The organism is Allobosea sp. (assembly GCF_035999205.1).
Classification (GTDB): Bacteria; Pseudomonadota; Alphaproteobacteria; order Rhizobiales; family Beijerinckiaceae; genus Allobosea.
In genome coordinates, this window is the sequence record NZ_DASYHA010000012.1 from 211,144 (window position 1) to 233,579 (window position 22,436).

Sequence of the window (22,436 nt, forward strand, 5' to 3'; positions counted from 1 at the left end):
GGTTAGCCTCAGGCATGGCGGGCATCGCAGCCCAGCGTCGCGTCGCGTTGCGCTGGGCTCAGAAAAATATAGCGTCGCAGCCGTCACGGGCAGCGCAATCGCCTGGTTCGCCGCCGCCTGCGCAGGCAGGGCAGGCGGTCTCGGCGCCAAAGATCACCCGGTCGAAGACCATTCGTGTAAGCCTCAGGAGGCCTTCTCAATGTCGCACAACCTGCAATTCTACATCGACGGCGAATGGGTCCAGCCGTCAGGGTCCAAGACGCTGGAAGTGATCGATCCCTCCACCGAAGAGGCCATCGCCACGATCGCGCTCGGCAGCGAGGCCGATGTCGAGAAGGCCGTAGCGGCTGCGCGCGCCGCCTTCCCTGCCTTCGCCGCGACCTCCAAGCAGGAGCGCCTTGCCCTGATGCGGCGCCTGCTCGAGGTCTACAAGTCGCGCTACGCCGAGATGGCCGAGACGCTGTCGCGCGAGATGGGCGCGCCGATCGAGCTTGCCACCAGAGCCCAGGCCGGGATGGGCACCGCTCACCTCGCCAAGATGATCGAGACGCTGGAGAACTTCGAGTTCGAGGAGGTTCGCGGCACGACGCTGATCGCCAAGGAGCCGATCGGCGTCGTCGGCATGATCACGCCGTGGAACTGGCCGATGAACCAGATCATGTGCAAGGTCGCGCCCGCACTGGCCGCAGGCTGCACCATGGTGTTGAAGCCGTCGGAGATCGCCCCGCTCAACGCGATCCTCTTCGCCGAGATCGTGCATGAGGCGGGCATCCCGAAGGGCGTGTTCAACCTCGTCAATGGTGATGGGCCGACGGTCGGCGAGGCGATCTCGCGCCATCCGGGCGTCGACATGGTCTCCTTCACCGGCTCGACGCGCGCCGGCATCCTGGTCGCCAAGGCGGCGGCGGATACGGTCAAGCGCGTGCATCAGGAACTCGGCGGCAAGTCGGCCAACATCATCCTCGACGATGCCGACCTGAACCGCGCCGTGAAGCTCGGTGTCGAGAGCGTGATGCGCAACAGCGGCCAGTCCTGCAATGCGCCGACCCGGATGTTCGTGCCGGCCGAACTGCACGACAAGGCGGTTGCCATCGCCAAGTCCGTGGCCGAGCCGCTCAAGGTCGGAGCTCCCGCCTCGAACGACACCTTCCTCGGCCCGGTCGTCAGCGAGACCCAGTACAACAAGATCCAGAAGCTGATCGAGGCCGGCATCAAGGAAGGCGCCGATCTCGTGGTGGGCGGTCCGGGGCGTCCCGAGGAACTCAATCGCGGCTACTATGTCCGCCCGACGATCTTCGGCAACGTCACGGACGAAATGACGATCGCGCGTGAGGAAATCTTCGGCCCGGTGCTCTCGATCCTGCCCTATCAGAGCGAGGACGAGGTCGTGCAGCGCGCCAACGATACGCCCTATGGCCTGGCGTCCTATGTCCAGTCCGGCTCGCTCGACCGCGCCCGCAAGGTCGCGGCGCAGATGCGTTCGGGCAATGTCTACATCAACTACCCGGCCTGGGACGCGGGCGCTCCCTTCGGCGGCTACAAGCAGTCCGGCAATGGGCGTGAGTATGCGGATTTCGGGCTCGAGGAGTTCCTCGAGATCAAGGGTACGGTCGGCTACGCGGTCGCGTGAGCCATCCTGGCGGCCGGCACTGCGCGTGCCGGCCGCCAGTCGCCACGAAAAGGCGTCGATACAAGGCGTGGGCTTCACGACGCACTTCACGGCCATCCCCAAACGGCGCTAAGTCAGCCTTTCCCGCGCTTGGGCGCGTGCAGCTGACGTGGCATGGCGTGAATCTCAAATTTCTCGAAACCTTCGTCTGGGTCGCCAGGTTGCGGAACTTCTCCGTCGCCGCCGACAAGCTCTGCACCACGCAGGCCGCGGTCTCCAACCGCATCGCGACACTGGAGCGCGAACTCGGCGTGCGCCTGTTCGAGCGCGACCTGCGCAATGTCGGGCTGACACCGCATGGCCAGCGCGCCCTGCCTCAGGCAGAGGCGATCATGCGGATGGTGGCGGAGCTCGAGCGCTCGATCGCCGATGCCGGTCAGATCCGCGGGACGGTGCTGATCGGCACGGTCGATTCCGTCGTCTACGCCTGGCTGCCGCGGCTGATCGAACGGGTGAAGGAAACCTATCCGAACGTCGCTGTCGATCTCAACGTCGACACCAGCCTGAACCTCGCCCGCCAGATCCAGGACGGCCAGATCGATCTCGGCCTGATCATGGGCCCGGTGGTCGCGCCGCATATCCGCAACATCGAACTCTGCGTCTTCGACTGCCTCTGGATCGGCTCGCCCAAGCTCGCGCTCAAGCCGGGCCCGCTCGCCATAGCCGATCTCGCCGCCTACCCGATCTTCGCTTACTCGAAAGGCTCGCAGCCGCATCATGCGGTGCTGCGCGCGATCGAGACGTCCGGCATCGACACCGAGACGGTGCGGGTGTTCAACTCGAACTCGCTCGCCACCATCACGCGGCTGATCCGCGATGGCGTCGGCGTCGCCGTGCTGCCGCGAGTGGTGGTCCAGGAGTTCCTCGATACCGGCGAATTGCATGTGCTCGATGTCGAGCCAAAACTGCCGCCGCTGCATTTCCACGCCGTCTTCAACGACAATCCGGGAAACACGCTGCCGGCCCTGATCGCCGATATGGCAGCGGAAATCGCGGCGTCGTGAGGCGGCCGCGGCGCCCATGACAATCTGCCTCGACAACAGGCAGGCACTGGTCACGCCGCTGTCATAAGCAATTCTTGTCAGGGCGAACAAGAATTTCGCGTTTGCCGGCCTGCCGCGCGTTTGCTCTCCTGCCGCACCGACAGCGGGGAGAAATGCCGATGAAGGTCTCACTCATCCAGATGAACTCGCAGGACGACAAGTCCGCGAACCTCAAGACGGCCCGGGCCATGGTCGAGAAGGTCGTAGCCGAGGACCGGCCCGACCTCATCGTCCTGCCCGAGTACTACGCGTTTCTCGACGGCAGCCCGGCGGCAATGCGCGAGAGCGCCGAGACCTTCCCGAACGGCGAGAGCTATCGCCTGATGTCGGGCCTCGCGGAGAAGCACGGCGTCACCATCCATGCCGGCAGCGTCGCCGAGCGCGACGGCGACGACTACTTCAATGCGACGATTGTCTTCGGACCCGACGGCAAGCAGATCGCGCATTACCGCAAGATCCATCTCTTCGACGTCGATGCGCCCGGCGGCGTGAGCTATCGCGAGTCCAACATGGTGTCGCGCGGGCGTGACGTCGTCACCTACAAGGTCGGCGAAACCACCGTCGGCTGTGCCATCTGCTACGACATCCGCTTCCCGGAGCTCTTCCGCAAGCTGCGCGACGCCGGCGCCGACGTCATCGTCCTGCCCGCCGCCTTCACCCTGATGACCGGCAAGGACCATTGGGAACTGCTGGCGCGGGCGCGGGCCTGCGAGACGCAGACCTGGTTCCTCGCCACCGGCCAGACCGGCACGCACGCCCAGGGCAAGAATGCCTGCTACGGCCATTCGATGGTGATCAACCCCTGGGGCCACATCACTGCCCAGGCATCGGACGGCGTCGGCACGACCAGCGGCCGGCTCGATTTCGACTATACGGCGAAGGTCCGCGCGGCGGTGCCGGTCGCCAACCACCACGACATCGCCTGATCGGGAAGCCTTCCATGTTCATCGTCAATCCCATGCCGGCGCAGATCTCCGGCGATCTCGTTACCCTGCTGCAGCAATGCGAGGTCGCAACCATCGGCCATGTCCTGCATTCGGGCTTTGTCGACCGCGAGATCAAGGCGGTGCTGCCGACGAAGCGCATCGCCGGAACGGCGGTGACGATCCGCATCCCGCACGCGGATTCGACGGCACTGCACTACCTGACCAAGCTGGTGCGCCCCGGTGATATCGTCGTGATCGACCGCTGTGGCGACACCAAGCATGCCTGCTGGGGCGGCGTCGTCACCCATGCGATGAAGAATGCTGGCGTCGCGGCCGGCGTCATCGACGGCCCGGCCACGGACTTCTCCGAGATCGTCAAGACCGACATGCCGATGTGGTGCCGCGGTCCTTCGCCGATCACCACCAAGATCCTTGGCACGGAAGGTGCGATCAACGTGCCGGTTAGCGTCGGCGGGCAGACGATCGAGCCGGGCGACGCGGTGCTGTGCGACGAAAGCGGCGTCGTGGTCCTGAAGGCTGTTACGGCGGAGGCCTATGCGCGAAAGGCGATCGAGATGCAGCAGAACGAGCTCGTGCTGCTCGAACGCCTGCGCAAGGGCGAAAAGCTGCCCGACATTTCCGGCGCGACCGCGCTGGTGGAGGGCAAGCTCGCGAAATCCTGAAAGACCCGATCAATCGACCAGACCTGACGACGGGCGGAGCACCGCCCGCGCAACAACAGAGGGGATTGAACATGCAGACATCGACGAAGCTCACCATGGCCATCGCGCTGGCCGCCGGCCTCAGTGCGCAGGGTGCATTCGCCCAGCAGCAGACCGTCACCGTCATGGCCTATTCCGGCCTGTTCCAGGAGCGTTACACCAAGGCGGTGATCGAGCCCTTCATGAAGGCCAATCCCGGCATCAAGGTCGAGTACTTCCCGCTGCCGAACTCGGCGCAGATGCTCGGCAATCTGCGCGCCCAGAAGGCGGCGCCCCAGGCTGACGTCGTCATCATGGACGTCTCGGTCTCCAAGGCCGCGACCGACGAGAAGCTGCTGATCAAGATCGACGACAAGGTCTCGAAGAACGTCGCCGATCTCTATCCGAACGCCCGCATCGCCGATGTCGACGGCGTCGCGGTGACCTTCGACAACCTCGTCATGCTCTACAATTCCGACGTCGTGAAGGAGACGCCGAAGAGCTGGATGGACCTCGCCAAGCCCGACCTCAAGGGCAAGGTCGCGATCCCCGGCATGCCTGACATCCAGGGTCTGTCGCTCGTGCTGATCATGGACAAGGCGCGCGGCGGCGCCGACTACCTCAAGAACGTCGACCAGGGCATCGCTGCGCTCGGCGAAATCGCCCCCAACGTGCAGACCTGGGAGCCGAAGCCGGAAGTCTATCCGGTGATCATCTCCGGCCAGGCCGCTGCTGGCGCCGGCTGGAACGCCCGCGCGCAGGTCAATGCTGACGCCTCCGGCGGCAAGCTCAAGGCGATCCTGCCGCAGGAGGGCAGTGTCTTCCAGATCAACACGATCAACTATGTCGCCAATGGCCCCGGCAAGGATGCAGGCGCCAAGTTCATCGACTACGCGCTGTCTCCGGAAGCCCAGAAGTCCTTCACCGAGACGATGTTCTACGCCCCGACCAACGCCAAGGCGCAGATTTCGGACGCTGCCATCGCCCGCACCGCGGTGAAGTCGATGGACAAGGTCATCCCCGTGGATTGGATCGCCCTCGCTAAGGTCCGCGAGCCGATCATGGAACAGTGGCGCCGCAAGGTGATCCCGCTGAGCCGCTGATCCGGGAAGGAATGACCGTCATGACCGACACCCGCACGGCGCCTAGCCAGGGCTTTCTCTCCATCCGGGGGCTGACCAAGCGCTATGCCGGCTTCACGGCGGTCGACAATCTCGACCTCGAGGTTCCCAAGGGCGAGCTCGTCGCCTTCCTCGGCCCGTCGGGCTGCGGCAAGACGACCTCGCTCAGGATGATCGCCGGCCTCGTGCCGGCGACGTCGGGGCGCATCGTCGTCGGCGGGCAGGACCTCACCGAGGTCGCGACGCACCGCCGCGACATGGGCCTGGTCTTCCAGAGCTATGCGCTGTTCCCGCATATGAGCGTGGCGAAGAACGTCGCCTTCGGCCTCGAGATGCGGAAGGTGCCAAAGGACGAGATCGCCAAGCGCGTCAAGGAAGCGATCGCGCTGGTGCATCTGACCGGCAAGGAAGAGCATCGGCCGGCGCAGCTTTCGGGCGGCCAGCAACAGCGCGTGGCGCTGGCGCGTGCGCTCGTCATCCGGCCCTCGATCCTGCTCTTCGACGAACCGCTCTCCAATCTCGATGCCAAGCTGCGCGACGAGATGCGCAACGAAATCCGCGACATCCAGCAGCGGCTCGGCATCACCGCGATCTTCGTGACGCATGACCAGAGCGAAGCGCTGACGATGTGTGACAAGGTCGTCGTGATGAACCAGGGCCGGCTCGAACAGCTCGGCACGCCGGTCGATCTCTATGAGCGGCCGAAGACCGCTTTCGTCGCGAGCTTCGTCGGCCGTACCAACCGCTTGAAGGCAGTGGCGAAGGACGGCTTCGCCGACTTCGCCGGCCAGCGCATCGCCGCGCCCGCCAGCCTGTCCGGCCCAGTCGAGGTGATGGTCCGGCCGCATCGCGTAACCCTGGCTCCGGCCGGCGGCGAGGGCATCCCCGGCACGATCGCGCGGGCGATCTTCGCCGGCGATATCCTTCAATACGATGTCGATGTCGCCGGGCAGATCGTCTCCATCGAGCTCGCGACGCGCGGCGGCGAGACCGTGCTCGCGCCGGGTGCGGCGGTCACCCTGTCCTGGCGGCCGCAGGACGTCTTCGTTTATGGGGCCGCGGCGTGACCGCGGCGATCACCATGCCCGCTCCGGTGGCCGAGCGGCGCTCGAACGGGCTTGCGCTGGTCGTTGCGCTGATCGCGCCGATCGCGCTGGTCAACGCCTTCGGCTTCCTCGCACCGGTGCTCAACCTCGCGCGCATGTCGTTCTACGAGGTCGAGCCGACCGGCGCGATGCACGAGGCGTTCTCGCTTGCGACCTGGGCCAAGGTCGTCGCCGACACCTTCTACGCAGAGCTGATCGTCAACAGCATCACAGTCAGCCTCGGCATCACCCTGCTGACGCTGATCTGCTCCTATCCGATCGCGCTCTATCTCCACCGCTCCAGCGGGACCTGGAAGACGATCCTGCTCGTGCTGGTGATCTCGCCGCTGCTGACCTCGGCGGTGGTGCGGACCTATGGCTGGATCGCGATCCTCTCGGAGAACGGCCTGGTCAACAACCTGGTCTCAGGCTTAGGCCTCGAGCGCCTGCGGCTGATGTTCAACAAGACCGGCGTGGTCATCGGCCTCACCGAGATCCTGATGCCCTACATGATCCTGGCGCTGCTCGCCGGCTTCGGGCGGCTCGACCCGCGCGTCGAGGAAGCCGCATCGACGCTGGGCGCGCCGCCCTTCACCATCTTCCGCCGCATCATCCTGCCGCTGACGCTGCCCGGCATCGCGCTCGGCTGCCTGCTCTGCTTCGTGCTGGCCGTCTCGTCCTTCATCACGCCGAAGCTGCTCGGTGGCGGGCGCGTCTTCCTGCTGGCGACCGAGATCTACGACCAGGCGATCGTGACGCTGAACTGGCCGCTGGCCGCCTCGCTCTCGATCCTGGTGCTCGTCATCTTCGGCGCTGCGCTCGTGCTCTATACCCGCGCCTTGCGCGCGATCCTGTGAGGGAGGCTGGTCATGGATGAACGTCCCGTCTCCCCCGCGCTGAAGCTGCTGGCGTTCCTGATGTTCGCCTTCCTGCTGGCGCCCCTGATCGTCGTCGTGCCGATCTCCTTCTCCGGCGACAGCTACATGATGTTCCCGCCCTCGAGCTGGAGCGTGAAGTGGTATCCGGCGATCTTCGCCGACGGGAAGATGACCGCTGCCTTCTGGACGAGCCTTCTGCTCGCCTGCGTCGTCACGGTGCTCAGCCTCGTCATCGCCCTGCCGGCGGCCTTCGCGCTGGTGCGGCTCAAGCCGCGCGGGGCGGAGGCGCTGTCGAGCCTCTTCACCGCGCCGCTCCTGCTGCCGACGATCGTGCTCGGCCTGGCCATCCTGATCGTCTTCGCCCGCTTCGGCCTGCTCGCGACGTTCCCCGGTCTCGTCGCCGCCCATCTCGTGGTGACGTTGCCCTATGCATTGCGCGTGCTCGCCACGGCACTTTCGACGCTGCCGATCGCGGTCGAGGAGGCCGCGTCGACGCTCGGCGCCTCACCCTTCACCGTCTTCCGCCGGATCACGCTGCCGATGATGAAGTCGGGGCTGATCGGCACGACTGCGCTGTGCTTCCTTGTCTCCTTCGATGAGGTCGTGCTCTCGCTGTTCATGACCGGCCCGCGCATCCAGACGCTGCCGGTCGCGATGTATCACCATGTCGAGCAGCAGGCGGACCCGCTGGTGGCGGCGCTCTCCGTGCTGCTCGTCGTGCTCACCCTGCTCGTCGTGCTCGTGGTCGACCGGACCTCGGGCCTGGCCAAGACCTTCGTGAAGTGACCGCCTTGTTGACCCCATTCGGAACCGCGCCGAGCGCGCGCTAACTCGAACGAACACCGACTTCTGATCAACCCGACCCGCTCGCCGCGCGCGAGCGGGAACACTGGAGCCTTGCCTGATGGATCAGGACATCCGCATCGCCGTCGATATCGGCGGCACCTTCACCGACATCGAGATCCTCGATGCGACCTCCGGCGCGATCCACCAGATCAAGACGCCGAGCACGCCAGCCGATCCCTCGATCGGCCTGCTGACCGGCATCAAGCAGGCGTCCGAGCGCTTCGGTTTCCCGATGGAGGCTGTGCAGTACCTGCTGCACGGCACGACGATCGCGACCAATGCCGTGCTCGAGCGCAAGCTGCCGCTCGGCGCCGTCGTCACCACGGCCGGCTTCGAGGACGTCATGCAGATCGGCCGCCATGGCCGCACCGATGTCTATGCGATCACGCTGGCCCAGCCCGAGCCGCTGGTGGCGCGGCGGTTCTGCTTCGGCGTGAGCGAGCGCGTCAATGCCGCCGGCGAGATCACCGTGCCGCTCGACGAGGCCGGTGTCCGTCATGTCGCGGGCGAGCTCGCCAAGGCGGGCGTCAAGTCGGTTGCCGTCTGCCTGCTGCATGCTTACGCCAACCCCGCGCATGAGCGGCGCGTCGGCGCGATCCTCGCCGAGTTGCTGCCGGGCGTCGCGATCACGCTCGCTTCCGACATCTCCCCCGAAATCCGCGAATATGAGCGGATGTCGACGACCGCGCTGAACGCGATGCTGGTGCCGATCGTCCAGCGCTACACCGACCGGCTTGCCGGCCGCATGAAGGAGGAGCTTCCGGAGGCGCAGGTCTATCTGGTGCAGTCGAATGGTGGCGTCTCCGGCCTCGCCAAGGCGGGTCGCGAGCCGGCGCGGCTGCTGCTCTCCGGACCGAGTGGCGGGGCTGCGGCGGCGAAGCGGCTCTCGGCCGAGCTCGACGAGCCCAATCTCGTCGCTGTCGACATGGGCGGCACCTCCTTCGACGTCTCGGTCGTGCATGACGGCGCGGTCTCGATGGTGAACGAAGGCGAGGTCGACGGGCTGCCCGTGCGCCTGCCGATGATCGAGATGCGGACGATCGGTGCGGGCGGCGGCTCGATTGCCTGGGTCGACGAGGGCGGACGCCTGCGCATCGGCCCGCATTCGGCCGGAGCGGATCCCGGCCCTGCCTGCTATGGCAAGGGCGGAACGAGGCTCACCGTCACCGACGCCAACCTCCTGCTCGGCCGCCTCGACGGGGCGAGCTTCATGGGCGGCGCGATGCCGCTCGACCGGCAGGCGGCGCAGAAGGCCGCCGAGGAGATCGCGAACCGGCTCAAGCTCTCGGTCGACCAGGTCGCGGCCGGCGTCATCGACGTCGCCAATTCGGCGCTGGCGACGGCGACCCGCCTGTCGCTCTTCGAGAAGGGCATGGACCCCGAGGATTTCGCGCTGCTCTCCTTCGGCGGCGCCGGCGGCGTCCATGCCTGCGAGGTCGCGGAAGAACTCGGCATCCGCCGCGTGATCTTCCCGGCCCATGCCTCGACGCTCTCGGCCTGGGGCATCCTCTGGTCCGACATCGCCCATGACCTCAGCGCCACGCAGATCGGCCTCTTCGCCGAGCTCGCGCCGGGCCTCGGCGAGACCACCACGCGCCTCGTCGCGGAAGCGCGGCAATTGCTGACGGAGGATGGCGTGGCGGACGCGGCGCAGGACTTCGAATGGGCAGTCGACCTGCGCTATGCCGGCCAGGCCTTCGACCTGCGCGTCGCGCTCGACGATGCCGATTTCTCGCCTGCGGGTGTCGCCAAGGCGACTGCAGGTTTCCACGCCCTGCATCGCCAGCGCTTCTCCTATGACGAGCCGGAGGTCCCGGTCGAGATCGTGGCGCTGCGGCTCAAGGCGGTCGGGCGCCTCGCCAAGCCGGTGCCGACGCAGGGCATCGCGACCAAGACCGGCGAAGCCGCCCCGACCCGACCGGTCCATGGCCGCCATGGCGCGGTCGCGACGCCGGTGCGCGAGCGCGACGCGATCAGCCGCACCACGCCGGTCGCAGGCCCCGCCATCGTCGAGGAGCCCTACACCTCGATCTACCTCCCCGCCGGCTGGACGATCCTGACCCATGCGTCGGGCGCCCTGATCGCCGACCGCGCCGACAGCCACTGAGGTTCAAAGACCATGACGAAGCACATGACCGATCTTCAGCCGGCGATCGATCCGATCCGCCTCGAAGTGATCCGCAACGCGCTGGTCGCGGCCTCGGAGGAGATGAGCATCACGATCTGGCGCACCAGCCGCTCGACCGTGGTTCGCGAGATCCTCGACTTCTCGACCGCCGTCTTCGACGCGGAAGGCAACAACATCGCCCAGTCGGCGCGCATCCCGGTCCATCTCAACTCGATGTCGGACTGCCTGCGCACGATCCTCGACCGCTTCATCCCGCTCGAGCAGTGGAACGACGGCGACGTGATCGTCACCAACGATCCCTATTCCGGCGGCCAGCATTTGCCGGATATCCAGACCTTCCGGCCGGTCTTCGTCGACGGTCGGCGCGTCGGCATCGTCGGCACGCTCTGCCACCATGTCGATGTCGGCGGCGCCGCCGCCGGCAGCTATTATGCCGCCGCGACCGAGGTGTTCCAGGAGGGCATCCGCATCCCGCCGCTGCGGCTCGTCGAGAAGGGCGTGCTGAACACCGGCGTCTTCGAGATGCTGCTGCACAATGTCCGCCAGCCCGACGAGACGCGTGGCGATCTCAACGCGCAGATCGCGGCGCTCGGCATCGGCGAGCGTGCCGTCGCGCGCATGGCCCGCAAATACGGCTCCGACTCGCTGGCCGCCGCGATGGCAGCGATCCTAGACGGCTCGGAGGCGATGATGCGCGCCGGGCTGAAGGCGCTGCCGGATGGCGAGGCCTCCTTCGTCGAACTCGTCGACGATGACGGCCAGTCCGACGAGCCGATCCGGCTGGCCGTGAAGATCACCAAGACAGGCGACCGGATCGCGCTCGATTTCGCGGGTTCGAGCCCGCAGGTCAGCGGCCCGGTCAACAACACCCGCGCCATGACCTGTTCGGCGGTCTATTACGCCCTGCTCGCCGCGCTCGGCGGCGACATCCCCGCCAACTCCGGCTGCTATCGCCCGGTCACGGTGACCTTGCCCGAGGGCAGCGTCGTTGATGCCGTTTTCCCGGCCCCGGTTGCGGGGCGCATGGTGATCAACCACCGCATCGCGATAGCCGTATTCGGGGCGCTGGCCGAGATCGCGCCCCAGCGCATCCCGGCGGCTTATTACGCGATCTCCTATGTCTATGCGCTGCAGACGGTCAGCCGAAAGGGCAAGGGCCAGGTCTACTTTGACATCGAGGTCGGGGGCTGGGGCGGCCATGCCGGCGGCGACGGCGCGAGCGCCCTCTCCTGCGGTCTGCACAACAACACCAACGCGCCGATCGAGATGGTCGAGGCGAAGTATCCGGTGACCTTCACGAAATACGGGTTGATCCCGGATTCAGGGGGAGCCGGGCAGTTCCGCGGCGGGCTTGGCCTCGTTCGGGAATGGCGGCTGGAGCAGGATGCCGGCAAGCTCGGCGCCCATTTCGAGCGATTCAAGTTCCCGCCGCATGGTGTCCATGGTGGCCAGCCCGGCTCGCTCAGCAGCATGACGATCACGCGGCCGGACGGCTCGCGGACGCCGCTGCGCTCGAAGATCTCCGGCATCCCGCTGAAGCGCGGCGATGTCGTCACCATCGAGACCTCCGGCGGCGGCGGCTTCGGCGATCCGCTGAAGCGCGATCCGCAGCGTATCGCCAAGGACCTCGCCGACGGCATGATCAGCCCTGAAAAGGCGGTCTCGCTTTACGGCTACACCGAGCAGATGGGAGCCGTCGCATGAACGCTCACCAGCCGGCCGACGGTGTCCATCTCAGCCTGGCGGACGTCGAGACGCTGACCCGGCGGGCGCTGATCGCCTGCGGAGTCGATGCGCGCAACGAGCCCGCGATCACCGCCTCGGTGGTCGCGGCGGAGGCCGAGGGCATCCACAGCCACGGCCTCGCGAGGCTGCCGACCTATTGCGAGCATGCCAAGGTCGGCAAGATCGACGGCAAGGCCCGGCCGGTGCTGGACAGTCCGCGGCCCGGCCTCGTCCGTGTCGACGCCAAGGGCGGCTTCGCCCACCCGGCGATCGATTTCGGTCTGCCGGCCCTGTGCGAGGCGGCCAAGGCGCAGGGCATCGCGGCGCTTGCCGTGACCAACTCCTATAATTGCGGCGTGGTCGGCTACCATGTCGAGCGTCTCGCCCGGGAAGGGCTGCTGGCGCTCGCCTTCGTCAACGCCCCGGCCTCGATCGCGCCGATGGGCGGCACGAAGCCGGTGTTCGGCACGAACCCGATCGCGCTCGCCGTGCCGCGCGCCGGGGCCGATCCGCTGGTGCTCGACCAGTCGTCGAGCGTCGTTGCAAAGAGCGAGATCGTGGTGCATCAGCAGCGCGGCGAGCCGATCCCGCTCGGCTGGGCACTCGACCGCGACGGAAATCCCACCACCGATCCCCAGGCGGCACTGGCGGGCGGCACCATGGTTCCGGCCGGCGGCTACAAGGGCGCCGGGCTCGCGCTGATCGTCGAGATCTTTGCGGCCTGGCTGACCGGCGCCAATCTCTCGGTCGACGCCTCATCCTTCGCCGATAATCTCGGTGGATCGCCGCGCACCGGCCAGTTCTTCATCGCGATCGATACCGGAGCGATCGCAGGTCCCGGAGCGGCCGAGCGGCTGGAACGCCTGTTCGGCGCCATCACCGAGCAGGAGGGCGCGCGCCTGCCTGGCGGACGGCGCAGTGGCGCCCGGCTGCGGACCGCTGCTGAGGGGATCACCATTCCCAAGGCCCTGCACGAGAAGCTGCAGCGCTACGCGGCCTGAGGGTTGGATCGACGCCCGTCCTGGCATCGCGGGACGGGCACGGACGCGAGGGCTTGTGCCGCCGTCTCGGGCATTGCGACGATTGCGTCGCACGCCTGTGTGCAACAGGCGCCATTTCGTGGAGCTTTTCCGCCTATTCCCGCAATGGCTGCGAAGGGCCGCTACGGATGGGCCGCCGCGCGCGCAGCTAAAGTCGGCCCGCCATTGCTGATCCGCCACGGCGAGGATGTGCGCCGGCTGTGGGCCCAATGACCGATCAGCGTTCTCGATCGAATTCCTGAGACGCTCGCCTTTGATCCCAACTTTGCAAAGAACCTGATTGTTAAGCCACATGGCGGAGACGGCCTCGCGCCGGCCGCCATGTTGCCTCCATGGCGAAATGCCGAGCGTGACGCGCACCGAATTGCCGGCGATCAAGCCGGTTGGATCAACTCGCTGCCCGCGACCATACGCACGGCCTCCGTCAGTCGATCGAGGATACTCGCGGCCAGGCGCGTGCGCTGCCAGTAAAGCTTCACGCGGATCCGCTTTCCTGACGGCATCTCGACCAGTCGTTTTGCTGCGATCAGCGGCTCTGCGAGGGGGAGGGGGGCCATCGACCAGCCCAGCCCTGCAAGCGTCATGTCCAGCATGCCCTGTGTCGATGGCGTCCAGTGTGTCGGTGGCGAGATCCGCGCACCGCACGCCTCCTGCGCCCAATTCGCCTGAAGTTGGTCGCGCCGGTCAAAGCGCATCATCGGAGCGCTCTGAAGCCTGTGCACATTGATGCCAGCCGGGAAATGCCGCCGCATGAAGTCGGTGGCGCAGATGGCGACATACTCCATTTCGCCGAGAGCATAGGTTCGACACCCGGCGACGGGAGCCGCGTCGGCGGTCACAGCGGCAAGGACCTCCCCAGTGCGGAGATGCTCGGCCGTATGGCCTCGTCCTCCAGGACAAGCTCGAGCAGGGCGCCGGTCTGAGCTGCGAAGGCGGCCGCGGCCCTTGTGAACCAGGTTCCGAGGCTGTCGGCGTTCACGGCGATCCGCAGAGACGTTGGAGTGGCCTCCAACGACGGCGAGCCCGGGAGCTCGCCGACGAGCTCGCCTTCCAGTAGCCGCACCTGTTCGACATGGGCGCAGAGCTTCGCGCCGATCTCCGTCGGGCGGCAGGGGGCGCCTCGTGTCAGGAGGACTGCGCCCAGGCGTTCTTCAAGCCCCTTGATCCGTTGCGAAACGGCGGAAGGGGTCACGCCAAGCGCGGTGGCGGCCTTTTCGAAGCTGCCCTCGCGCGCGACAGCAGCCACTGCGGCGAGAGACAAATAGTCGAGCATTAGAAGTCCTAATGAGCCTTTAGGTGATTTAGCTAGACTACATCAACGCCCCTGGCCATCAAGCGCACATGACAAGCGCCATCATCGCCCCCGCCGCCAAGGGCTTTGCCCTCTCCGCCGGCCTGATCGTCGCCATCGGTGCCCAGAACATGTTCGTGCTCCGCCAGGGTCTGAAGCGCGAGCATGTCTGGCCCATCGTGTTGTTCTGTGCGGCAGCCGATGCCGCGTTGATCGTTGCCGGTGTGAACGGGCTGGGCAGTGCCCTGGCGGTCGTTCCGGGCCTCGCATTCGCGCTGAGCCTCGGCGGCTCGGCCTTTCTCGCCTGGTACGGCATTTCGGCGCTGCGCCGGGCTGCCAGTTCGTCGGCGCTGATCGTCGAGCAGGCTGCAGGCATCAGCCTGAAGGCGGCCCTGGCCGGGACCGCCGCCTTCACCTTCCTCAACCCCCATGTCTACATCGATACCGTGATGTTGATGGGCGCGGTCGGAACAAGCCTTCCCGTGGCTGAGCGCACGCCGTTCATGATCGGCGCAGCAAGCGCCAGTTTCGCCTGGTTCGCTGGGCTGGGGTTCGGAGCTCGCTTTCTTGCGCCGTTCTTTTCACGGCCGGCAGCCTGGCGTGGCCTCGATGTCGCGATCGGGATACTCATGCTCGCGCTCTCGGTCAGCCTGTTCCACAGCGCGGTTACGGGCTGACGGGCAAGGACGGCGTGCCGAGCCGGACAGGTACGAAGGCTTTTGATCAAGCAGGCCTGAAACAGGCGGATTGTGCGGGGGTATGATGACTGACGGATCGATCTTCAAGGGACTGTCCGCATTCCCGCTGACGCCCGCCGACGCAGACGGCGTGGTCGATACGGAGGCCTTTTCACGCATGCTCGACCGGCTGGTTGCAGCCGAAGTCGATTCCATCGCAATTCTCGGGAGCACCGGTACCTATGCCTATCTCGACCGCGGCGAGCGATCGCGGGCTTTGGCGGCTGCGGTCGAGACCATCGCCGGCCGGGTGCCGCTCATCGTCGGCGTCGGGACGATGCGGACGTCATGGGTCATGGAACTGGCCCGAGAGGCAGAGCGCATGCATGCGGACGGGCTGCTTCTGGCGCCCGTTTCCTACACCCCGCTGGCGCAGGATGAGGTCTTCGCTCATTTCGAGGCGACCACCGCCTCCGCGGGTCTGCCAGTCTGCATCTACAACAACCCTAGCACGACGCATTTCGTGTTCTCGCCGGAGCTGATCTCGCGGCTGTCGCGCCTGCCAACTGTTGCCGCAATCAAGATGCCGCTGCCGTCGGACGGCGCCTTCGAAGCGGAAATCGGCCGGCTGCGCGCATCCTGCAAGGACGGCATGACGATCGGCTACAGTGGCGACTGGGGCGCCGCCTCGGCGCTGCTTGCCGGGGCGGACGCCTGGTACAGCGTCGTCGCCGGCCTGCTGCCGGAAGCCGCACTTCGTCTCACCTGCAACGCGATGGCGGGCGATCGCGACGCTGCGCTCGCGATCGACCATGCGTTCTCGGGGCTGTGGACGCTGTTCAAGGCTCACGGGAGCCTACGGGTGATGTATGTGATCGCCGATCAGCTCGGCCTTCGCCCCGGCGCGCCGCCGCTGCCAATCCAGCCGCTAGCGAGATCCGTCGATGAAGCCGTTGCCGAAGCGCTGCAGCTGATATCGAGAGTTGCAGATCCGCGGGGCTGAACGGCGGCGCGCGGCATGCGCGGAGTTTGGACGATGGCCCGGCCAGACATCGCCGGGCCATCGATCTGCAGGCGTCAGAACATGTGGAAGGGCGGCTTGGCGTCGTCCGGCAGCAGCGCCTTGTAGGGCGTCCGGGTCAGGCGCTTCTCGAAATCGGCCTTGGCCTGTTCCAGCAATTCCGGCTCGGCGAGCACGTCCACGGCGACGCCCGCCATGACCTTCGCAACGTGAACCATGCCCTTGTGAGCCAGCGGCGACTGCCCATGGGCCGTCAACTGCCAGGAATGGCCGGGTGTGCCGATCGTATAGGTCGCACCGCGCGCCTGGACCGTCGGTACCGCCCAGGAGACGTCGCCGACATCGGTGGAGCCCATCATGCGCGGGCCCGGCACCTCCTTGGGCGCAATCGCGTTGCAGAGGGGGAAGTCCGTCGCCGGAAGCCCCGAGCGGCGGAATGCGCTTTCGATATGGGCCGGCGTCACGGTCTTCTGCATCCGCCTGGCGAAGGCGACGTCGTCTGCGTCGAAAGGCGGCGGGCCGAGACGGTCGAAATTGCGTTGCATGGCATCTTCGAGGGGCGTGTTCGCCAGCAGGCTGCTCATCGCACTGACGACTTCGTCGGTGACGGTGGTTTCCGTCATCAGCGCCGCGCCTTCGGCGATCTTCCGGACGCGGGCGAGGAGTTCATGGACCTGGGAGACCATCGTCGCGCGCACGACGTAGCGCAGCTTCGCCTTGGCCTGCACGACGTTCGGCGCGATGCCGCCGGCTTCCAGATAGGCGTAATGAATACGGGCGTCGGACGGCATGTGCTCGCGCATGTAGTTGACGCCGACATTCATCAGCTCGGCGGCGTCGAGTGCCGAACGGCCGAGATGTGGCGCGGCAGCGGCATGGCTGGCCCGGCCGGTAAACTCGAAGTCGATCGTCGTGTTGGCGAGCGATGAGGCTGCCGTCACCGCCGCGAAATCGGCCGGGTGCCACGAAATCGCGATGTCGACATCCTTGAAAGCGCCCTCCTTGACCATGAAGGCCTTGCCCGCTCCGCCTTCCTCGGCCGGGCAGCCATAGTAGCGGACCCGCCCCTTGAGCCCGCGCTCCGCGAGGAAGTCCTTGACTGCAGCGGCTGCCAGCATGGCGCCGGCTCCGAGAAGGTTATGGCCGCAGCCATGGCCGGCGGGCTGGTTCGGAAGCGGCTGATGCTCCGACACGCCCGGCGCTTGCGAAAGCTCCGGCAACGCATCGTACTCGCCGAGGATGGCGATCACCGGGCCGCCTTCGCCCGCCTCGCCCATGACGGCGGTCGGCAATCCGGCAATGCCCGTCTCCACGCGAAATCCTTCGCGCTGCAGTTGCTCGGCATGGGCGGCGGCTGACTTCACCTCCCGGTAGTTGAGCTCGGGCATTTCAAAGACGCGGTCGCTTAGCTCGATATAGTCAGCCTGCTTGGAATCGACGATCGTCCAAATCTTATCGGTATTCTGCACAGCCTTCTCCCGAGATGGCATCCGCGCCCTTAGGCGGCCAAGGGCCGCCGTCCCTACGAGCGTCGGGTGTCGGCAGCTCCAGCGTCGAGAGGCTACTACAGGGCGGGCGGCAGAATGGCTGAATTTTGCTCCGAAGAATCGGCGTTTGTTGCAGGTCGGCGTTGGCGCGTTCCCTCCGGGATCACGCCGTCTGGCCTGATCCGCTCCGGTTTTTGCGGCGCATTCTTGGAGATCTGTGTTCTGGAACCCGGTTCCCTGGCCGAAGCCAGGCGGCCCGGTGGAGCGGACCGCAATGGCAGGTTGCCCCGCTCCAGCGGCGCAACCCAGCGAGCGCGTGGAGACTGCGGAACCTGCAGCGCAAGGAACCGCCTGTCGCGCAGAATTCAGCCTGTCGTCAACGCAATTGCGTCCGATTTCAATGTGGCCGTGAAGTATGTTCCAGTAACGATCAGCTCTCTTTTCCCGTCAGGCTTGATATGAAGCACGCTGCCGTCTTCGTTCAGGATATAGGCCGAGAGACCTACATTTCGCATTTGTTCAATCGTCTTGCGATGGAATTGCTGCATCCTCTGCTCGAAAGTCGCGGGCATGTAGGGCACTCCCGGCTTCAATGGGGTTCCCTATGGATACCCAGTTCCGCGCATCTGAATGTGATGTGGCTCACACAGCCGAATTCGGCCTTTGCTGCGCTTCCGGAGCGTAGGGTGCGCGTCCCGGCAGGCGATCAGGACGGGCCAAATGCAACTCGCCCCGCGAACCGGGTTCGCGGGGCGATCGTGTTACCGTTCCCGGCCGACCATGCAGCCGCGGACGATTGAGGGCGCTTACTGGCCCTGGTTCATGACGATGGGCTTCAGCGCATTGCTTGGCAGCCCGTATTTGGCGATCAGCGCGTCATAGGTTCCATTCGCCTGAAGACGGTCGAGCGCGCCCTTCACCGCATCGCGCAATTGCGTGCCCTCGGCGGTCTTGGGGAACGGGATGCCGGTCAGCGAGCGGGTGAAGGGCTCGCCAAGTGTCACATAGGTGTTCGGCTCGAGCTTCTGGTTGTGGCTCATCGTCTCGCTGCCCTGGACACCGCCCTGGAGGCGCTGCGTCTTGAGCTGCGTGCGCGCATCGATCGAGCCTTCGGTGCCGACGACGGTGATCGCCGGCTTGCCCTTTGCGACGCAGTTGGCCTCGCTCCACTCGCCGATCTGGCGGGGCCAGTTGGTCGAGCGGCTGGCGCCGACCGTCTTGCCGCAGAGATCCTCGGGAGTCTTGATCGAGCCGGCCAGCGCCGTGACGGTATAGAACTGGGCGCCCGAGACCATGTAGTCGACGAAGTCGGCCGTCTCGCGACGCGCCGGCAGGTCGCTCATGCCGGCCATGACCATGTCGACGCGGCCCGTCATCAGCGAAGGCAGCATCTGGGCGAAGGCCGTCTCCTGCCACTCAACCTTGACCCCGAGGTCCTTGGCGATGGCCTCGCCGAGATCATAGTCGAAGCCGGTCATCGTGTTGGTAGCCGGGTCCTTGTAGACGATCGGCGCGTAGTTCGGCTGGGTCGCGATGACGATCTTGCCGGTGTTCTTGATGCGCTCCGGCAGGGCCTGGGCCTGGGCAGACAGCGCGGTGGCGGCAAGCAGCGTGGCTGCCAAAGTGAAACGAAGCATCGGATTCTCCCTTGTGAACGGCTATTTCAGAACAGCGGCGATGAAATCGCGGGTGCGGGCCTGTTGCGGCGCCACCAGCACCGCATTGGGCGGGCCGCGCTCGACGATCTCGCCCTTGTCCATGAAGACGACGTCGGTCGCGACCTCGCGGGCGAAGCCGAGCTCATGCGTGACGACGATCATCGTCATGCCGCTGGCGGCGAGGTCGCGCATCACGGCAAGCACCTCGCCGACGAGCTCGGGGTCGAGCGCCGAGGTCGGTTCGTCGAACAGCATCAGCTTCGGCTTCATCGCCAGCGCCCGCGCGATCGCGATGCGCTGCTGCTGGCCGCCGGAGAGCTCGATCGGGTAGGCATTGCGCTTGTCGGAAAGCCCGACGCGGGCGAGCAGCTTCTCGGCCTCGGCAATCGCTTCCTGGCGAGGCCGCTTCAACACCGTGACCGGGCCCTCGATGATGTTCTGCAGCACCGTCATGTGGTTGAACAGATTGAAGCGCTGGAAGACCATGCCGGTCGAGAGGCGCTGGCGCGCGATCTCGGCGTCGCTCAGTTCGTGCAGCTCGTCGCCCTTGATGCGATAGCCGATCAATTGGCCATCGACCCAGATCGCGCCCTGGTCGATCTTCTCGAGCTGGTTGATGCAGCGAAGCAGCGTGCTCTTGCCGGAGCCCGAGGGCCCGATGATGCATTGCACGCTGCCGGGTGCGATCGTCAGCGAGACGTTGTTCAGCGCGCGCAGCTCGCCGAAGCGCTTGGTGACGTTGGCGGCTGCGACGATCGCGTCTGTGGGGGAGGCGCTCATGCTCCGGCCTCCTCGACGACCTGCGGCTTGGCGCGGCGGTCGCCGCGGCCCTTGGAGAAGTAGCGTTCCAGGAAGAACTGGCCGATCTGCAGCAGCGTGACCACGATCAGATACCAGCCGGCGGCGACGATCAGGAGTTCGATGACGCGGGCATTGGCATAGTAGATCGTCTGCGCATTGCGCAGGATCTCGGAGAACTGGATCACGCTGGCGATCGAGGTCAGCTTGACCATGCTGATCACCTCGTTCCCGACCGGTGGGATGATGACGCGCATCGCCTGCGGCAGGACGATGCGCCGGAGTGTCGTTAGCCTGGTCATACCGATCGACTTGGCGGCTTCGGTCTGGCCGACATCGACGGAGAGAATGCCGCCGCGCACCACTTCAGCGGTGTAGGCACCCTGGTTCATGCCGAGGCCGAGCAGGGTCGCCATGAAGGGGCCGATCACGTCGATGGTGCGCCATTCGACCAGGCCGGGGATGCCGATCGTCGGGAAAACCAGCGCCAGGTTGAACCAGAGAAGGAGCTGCAGCAGCAGCGGCGTGCCGCGGAAGAACCAGATGTAGAACAGCGCGACACCGCGCAGCACCGGGTTCGGCGACATGTACATGATGGCGAAGACGACGCCGAGCACGATGCCGAGCGCCATGGCACAAGCCGTCATGATGATCGTGTTGACGAGCCCGTTCAGGATCGCGGGGGCGGTGAAGAACTGCCCGACGACCCGCCAGTCGATCTGGCCTTCGGCGAAGGCCTTCATCACCCAGGCCAAGGCCAGGATGATCAGCGCGGCAGCGACCCAGCGTCCGTAGTAGCGGCGCGGCACGAGCTTCAAACCCGCGACCCCGGCCAGGTCACGACCTATTCCAATTCCGACTGTGCTGGTCATCGCGACGCTCCGCCGGTCCAAACTTCAAACTCCGCGAGCCAGCTTCGGAAACGGGCGATCTGCTCGGTGACGCGCGCTGGCGCTGTGCCGCCAAAGCCGCTGCGGGCGGCCACTGCGGCATCGAGCGTCAGACAGGCCCTTACATCCTCTCCGAGGCGCGGATCAATGGCGCGGAGCTCGACCGGCTCGAGCTGTTCGAGGTCGCGCTCCATCTCCTCGCAGTAGCGAACCAGCGTGCCGGTGATCTCATGCGCCTCCGCGAAGGGCACGCCCTTGCGCGCGAGATAGTCGGCAACCTCGGTCGCCAGCGCGAAGCCCGCGCCGGCCTGCGCCCGCATCACCTGCGGATGCGCTTCCATGCTGGCGATCAGTCCGGCGAATGCCGGCAGCACCTCGCCAAGCACGTCGACGGCATCGAAGGCGGCGCGCTTGTCCTCGGCGAGGTCGCGGTTATAGGCGAGAGGCAGGCCCTTGAGTGCGCCGAGCATCGCGACGAGATCGCCGGTCAGCCGCGCCGCCCGGCCGCGCGAGATCTCGGCGATGTCCGGATTCTTCTTCTGCGGCATGATCGACGAGCCCGTGGCGAAGGCGTCGTCGAGCGTGATCCAGCCGAACTGGCGCGAAGTCCAGAGCGTGACCTCCTCGGCCAGGCGCGAGAGATTGGTCGCGAGCATGGCCGCGACGAACAGGAATTCCGCGACATGGTCGCGTGCGCCGACGGCATCGACCGAGTTTTCGCAGGGGGCGTCATAGCCAAGCGCCCTGGCGCTGAGTTCGGGCGTCAACGCGATGGCCGAGCCGGCGAGGGCGGCTGCGCCGAGCGGCGACTGCCCCGAACGGCGCTCCCAATCCTGCAGGCGCGTGGCGTCACGCGCGAGGACCTGGCCATGCGCCATCAGCCAGTGGCCGAATGTCACGGGCTGGGCGCTCTGCAGATGCGTGAAGCCCGGGCAGACCGAGGCGGCATGGGTTTCCGACTGGGCCGAGATGGCGTCCAGCAGCTCCGCCAGCATGCCGCCGATCAGGCGAACCTGCTCGCGCAGATAGAGCTTCAGATTGTTGGCAGCCTGGTCGTTGCGGGAACGGCCGGCACGGAGCTTGGCGCCGGCGTCGCCGATCCGGGCGATCAGGACGCGTTCGATGAAGGTATGGACATCCTCGTCATCGGCGCTGGGGCTCAGGCTGCCGGCCTGGACCTCCTGCGAGATGGCTTCGAGGGCGGCGATGATCGCCTCCATTTCGGCGGCGGTGAGCAGTCCTGCGCGCAGCAGTTCTGCGGCATGGGCCTTGCCGCCGGCGATATCCTGGGGTGCGAGACGGGCATGGGCGCTGGCCGCGCTGGACAGCCGCATCAGCCGGGGATCCGGCGGCTTGCGGAAGCGGCCGCCCCACAGGCGTGTCGTCTGGTTCATCGCTTTCCCCATTGGTCTTTTGCAAAGACTGCCTCTTGACCATGCTGCCAGCAAACGA

The 22,436-nt window shown here is 66.4% G+C and carries 21 protein-coding genes; 13 read left to right on the forward strand and 8 right to left on the reverse strand.

Annotation, left to right across the window (positions count from 1 at the left end; genetic code table 11):
• Nucleotides 1-199 precede the first annotated feature (199 nt).
• The 11 genes from VGN82_RS03745 (at nt 200) to VGN82_RS03795 (ending at nt 13,123) form a co-directional block, all read left to right on the forward strand.
• Nucleotides 200-1,630 (forward strand): aldehyde dehydrogenase family protein, encoded by a 1,431-nt coding sequence (locus tag VGN82_RS03745; protein WP_327525646.1) that lies wholly within the window; start codon nt 200-202, stop codon nt 1,628-1,630.
• A 158-nt stretch (nt 1,631-1,788) separates the two neighbouring features.
• A complete protein-coding gene (locus VGN82_RS03750) occupies nt 1,789-2,673 on the forward strand; it encodes a LysR family transcriptional regulator (protein ID WP_327525647.1) in 885 nt (294 codons plus the stop codon).
• Between the two features lie 158 nt (nt 2,674-2,831).
• Complete coding sequence (locus tag VGN82_RS03755) at nt 2,832-3,638, forward strand: carbon-nitrogen hydrolase family protein (protein WP_327525648.1); 807 nt, start codon at nt 2,832-2,834, stop codon at nt 3,636-3,638.
• A gap of 14 nt (nt 3,639-3,652) precedes the next feature.
• Complete coding sequence (locus VGN82_RS03760; RefSeq protein ID WP_327525649.1) at nt 3,653-4,321, forward strand: RraA family protein; 669 nt, start codon at nt 3,653-3,655, stop codon at nt 4,319-4,321.
• Between the two features lie 71 nt (nt 4,322-4,392).
• A complete protein-coding gene (locus VGN82_RS03765; protein WP_327525650.1) occupies nt 4,393-5,442 on the forward strand; it encodes an ABC transporter substrate-binding protein in 1,050 nt (349 codons plus the stop codon).
• Nucleotides 5,443-5,462: 20 nt separating this feature from the next.
• Nucleotides 5,463-6,527, forward strand: a complete 1,065-nt coding sequence (locus VGN82_RS03770) for an ABC transporter ATP-binding protein (protein WP_327525651.1) — start codon at nt 5,463-5,465, stop codon at nt 6,525-6,527.
• Nucleotides 6,524-7,402, forward strand: a complete 879-nt coding sequence (locus tag VGN82_RS03775) for an ABC transporter permease (RefSeq protein ID WP_327525652.1) — start codon at nt 6,524-6,526, stop codon at nt 7,400-7,402. The genes VGN82_RS03770 and VGN82_RS03775 overlap by 4 nt, the downstream gene beginning before the upstream one ends.
• A 12-nt stretch (nt 7,403-7,414) precedes the next feature.
• Nucleotides 7,415-8,209, forward strand: coding sequence for an ABC transporter permease (locus VGN82_RS03780; protein WP_327525653.1), 795 nt, complete (start codon nt 7,415-7,417; stop codon nt 8,207-8,209).
• 118 nt (nt 8,210-8,327) lie between these two features.
• Entirely contained in the window at nt 8,328-10,376 is a 2,049-nt protein-coding gene (locus VGN82_RS03785) for a hydantoinase/oxoprolinase family protein (protein WP_327525654.1), read from the forward strand.
• 24 nt (nt 10,377-10,400) lie between these two features.
• Nucleotides 10,401-12,101 (forward strand): hydantoinase B/oxoprolinase family protein, encoded by a 1,701-nt coding sequence (locus tag VGN82_RS03790; protein ID WP_327525655.1) that lies wholly within the window; start codon nt 10,401-10,403, stop codon nt 12,099-12,101.
• Nucleotides 12,098-13,123 carry an Ldh family oxidoreductase gene (locus tag VGN82_RS03795; protein WP_327525656.1) on the forward strand — a complete coding sequence of 342 codons (1,026 nt, stop codon included), beginning with the start codon at nt 12,098-12,100 and terminating at the stop codon, nt 13,121-13,123. The genes VGN82_RS03790 and VGN82_RS03795 overlap by 4 nt, the downstream gene beginning before the upstream one ends.
• A gap of 413 nt (nt 13,124-13,536) precedes the next feature.
• Here VGN82_RS03795 and VGN82_RS03800 read toward each other — a convergent pair whose 3' ends face one another.
• Together VGN82_RS03800 and VGN82_RS03805 are read right to left on the reverse strand one after the other, a co-directional pair.
• Complete coding sequence (locus VGN82_RS03800) at nt 13,537-14,001, reverse strand: LysR substrate-binding domain-containing protein (RefSeq protein ID WP_327525657.1); 465 nt, start codon at nt 13,999-14,001, stop codon at nt 13,537-13,539.
• A complete protein-coding gene (locus VGN82_RS03805) occupies nt 13,998-14,435 on the reverse strand; it encodes a LysR family transcriptional regulator (RefSeq protein WP_327525658.1) in 438 nt (145 codons plus the stop codon). The genes VGN82_RS03800 and VGN82_RS03805 overlap by 4 nt, the downstream gene beginning before the upstream one ends.
• A 68-nt stretch (nt 14,436-14,503) precedes the next feature.
• Here VGN82_RS03805 and VGN82_RS03810 point away from each other — a divergent pair, with 68 nt between their 5' ends.
• Together VGN82_RS03810 and VGN82_RS03815 are read left to right on the forward strand one after the other, a co-directional pair.
• The gene (locus tag VGN82_RS03810) at nt 14,504-15,130 is read left to right on the forward strand and encodes a LysE/ArgO family amino acid transporter (protein ID WP_327525659.1); all 627 of its coding nucleotides are present in this window, start codon (nt 14,504-14,506) and stop codon (nt 15,128-15,130) included.
• Nucleotides 15,131-15,215: 85 nt separating this feature from the next.
• Nucleotides 15,216-16,133 (forward strand): dihydrodipicolinate synthase family protein, encoded by a 918-nt coding sequence (locus tag VGN82_RS03815; RefSeq protein WP_327525730.1) that lies wholly within the window; start codon nt 15,216-15,218, stop codon nt 16,131-16,133.
• Between the two features lie 74 nt (nt 16,134-16,207).
• Here VGN82_RS03815 and VGN82_RS03820 read toward each other — a convergent pair whose 3' ends face one another.
• The 6 genes from VGN82_RS03820 to argH form a co-directional block, all read right to left on the reverse strand.
• Nucleotides 16,208-17,620, reverse strand: a complete 1,413-nt coding sequence (locus tag VGN82_RS03820; RefSeq protein ID WP_327525660.1) for a M20 family metallopeptidase — start codon at nt 17,618-17,620, stop codon at nt 16,208-16,210.
• A 383-nt stretch (nt 17,621-18,003) separates the two neighbouring features.
• A complete protein-coding gene (locus VGN82_RS03825) occupies nt 18,004-18,210 on the reverse strand; it encodes a hypothetical protein (RefSeq protein ID WP_327525661.1) in 207 nt (68 codons plus the stop codon).
• 234 nt (nt 18,211-18,444) lie between these two features.
• A complete protein-coding gene (locus VGN82_RS03830) occupies nt 18,445-19,275 on the reverse strand; it encodes an ABC transporter substrate-binding protein (protein ID WP_327525662.1) in 831 nt (276 codons plus the stop codon).
• 21 nt (nt 19,276-19,296) lie between these two features.
• On the reverse strand, nt 19,297-20,076 hold the full coding sequence (locus VGN82_RS03835) for an amino acid ABC transporter ATP-binding protein (RefSeq protein ID WP_327525663.1): 780 nt from the start codon (nt 20,074-20,076) through the stop codon (nt 19,297-19,299).
• A complete protein-coding gene (locus tag VGN82_RS03840) occupies nt 20,073-20,966 on the reverse strand; it encodes an amino acid ABC transporter permease (RefSeq protein ID WP_327525664.1) in 894 nt (297 codons plus the stop codon). Before VGN82_RS03840 ends, VGN82_RS03835 begins: the two co-directional genes overlap by 4 nt.
• Nucleotides 20,963-22,378, reverse strand: a complete 1,416-nt coding sequence (argH, locus tag VGN82_RS03845; RefSeq protein WP_327525665.1) for an argininosuccinate lyase — start codon at nt 22,376-22,378, stop codon at nt 20,963-20,965. Before argH ends, VGN82_RS03840 begins: the two co-directional genes overlap by 4 nt.
• Between the last annotated feature and the right edge of the window lie 58 nt (nt 22,379-22,436).

Excerpts from the sequence above, each read along its gene's own strand:
- VGN82_RS03745 (WP_327525646.1), top strand. The coding sequence starts at position 200 with ATGTCGCACAACCTGCAATTCTACATCGACGGCGAATGGGTCCAGCCG.
- VGN82_RS03755 (WP_327525648.1), top strand. The coding sequence starts at position 2,832 with ATGAAGGTCTCACTCATCCAGATGAACTCGCAGGACGACAAGTCCGCG.
- VGN82_RS03760 (WP_327525649.1), top strand. The coding sequence starts at position 3,653 with ATGTTCATCGTCAATCCCATGCCGGCGCAGATCTCCGGCGATCTCGTT.
- VGN82_RS03765 (WP_327525650.1), top strand. The coding sequence starts at position 4,393 with ATGCAGACATCGACGAAGCTCACCATGGCCATCGCGCTGGCCGCCGGC.
- VGN82_RS03770 (WP_327525651.1), top strand. The coding sequence starts at position 5,463 with ATGACCGACACCCGCACGGCGCCTAGCCAGGGCTTTCTCTCCATCCGG.
- VGN82_RS03780 (WP_327525653.1), top strand. The coding sequence starts at position 7,415 with ATGGATGAACGTCCCGTCTCCCCCGCGCTGAAGCTGCTGGCGTTCCTG.
- VGN82_RS03785 (WP_327525654.1), top strand. The coding sequence starts at position 8,328 with ATGGATCAGGACATCCGCATCGCCGTCGATATCGGCGGCACCTTCACC.
- VGN82_RS03790 (WP_327525655.1), top strand. The coding sequence starts at position 10,401 with ATGACCGATCTTCAGCCGGCGATCGATCCGATCCGCCTCGAAGTGATC.
- VGN82_RS03795 (WP_327525656.1), top strand. The coding sequence starts at position 12,098 with ATGAACGCTCACCAGCCGGCCGACGGTGTCCATCTCAGCCTGGCGGAC.
- VGN82_RS03805 (WP_327525658.1), bottom strand. The coding sequence starts at position 14,435 with ATGCTCGACTATTTGTCTCTCGCCGCAGTGGCTGCTGTCGCGCGCGAG.
- VGN82_RS03810 (WP_327525659.1), top strand. The coding sequence starts at position 14,504 with ATGACAAGCGCCATCATCGCCCCCGCCGCCAAGGGCTTTGCCCTCTCC.
- VGN82_RS03815 (WP_327525730.1), top strand. The coding sequence starts at position 15,216 with ATGACTGACGGATCGATCTTCAAGGGACTGTCCGCATTCCCGCTGACG.
- VGN82_RS03825 (WP_327525661.1), bottom strand. The coding sequence starts at position 18,210 with ATGCCCGCGACTTTCGAGCAGAGGATGCAGCAATTCCATCGCAAGACG.
- VGN82_RS03830 (WP_327525662.1), bottom strand. The coding sequence starts at position 19,275 with ATGCTTCGTTTCACTTTGGCAGCCACGCTGCTTGCCGCCACCGCGCTG.
- VGN82_RS03835 (WP_327525663.1), bottom strand. The coding sequence starts at position 20,076 with ATGAGCGCCTCCCCCACAGACGCGATCGTCGCAGCCGCCAACGTCACC.
- VGN82_RS03840 (WP_327525664.1), bottom strand. The coding sequence starts at position 20,966 with ATGACCAGCACAGTCGGAATTGGAATAGGTCGTGACCTGGCCGGGGTC.
- argH (WP_327525665.1), bottom strand. The coding sequence starts at position 22,378 with ATGAACCAGACGACACGCCTGTGGGGCGGCCGCTTCCGCAAGCCGCCG.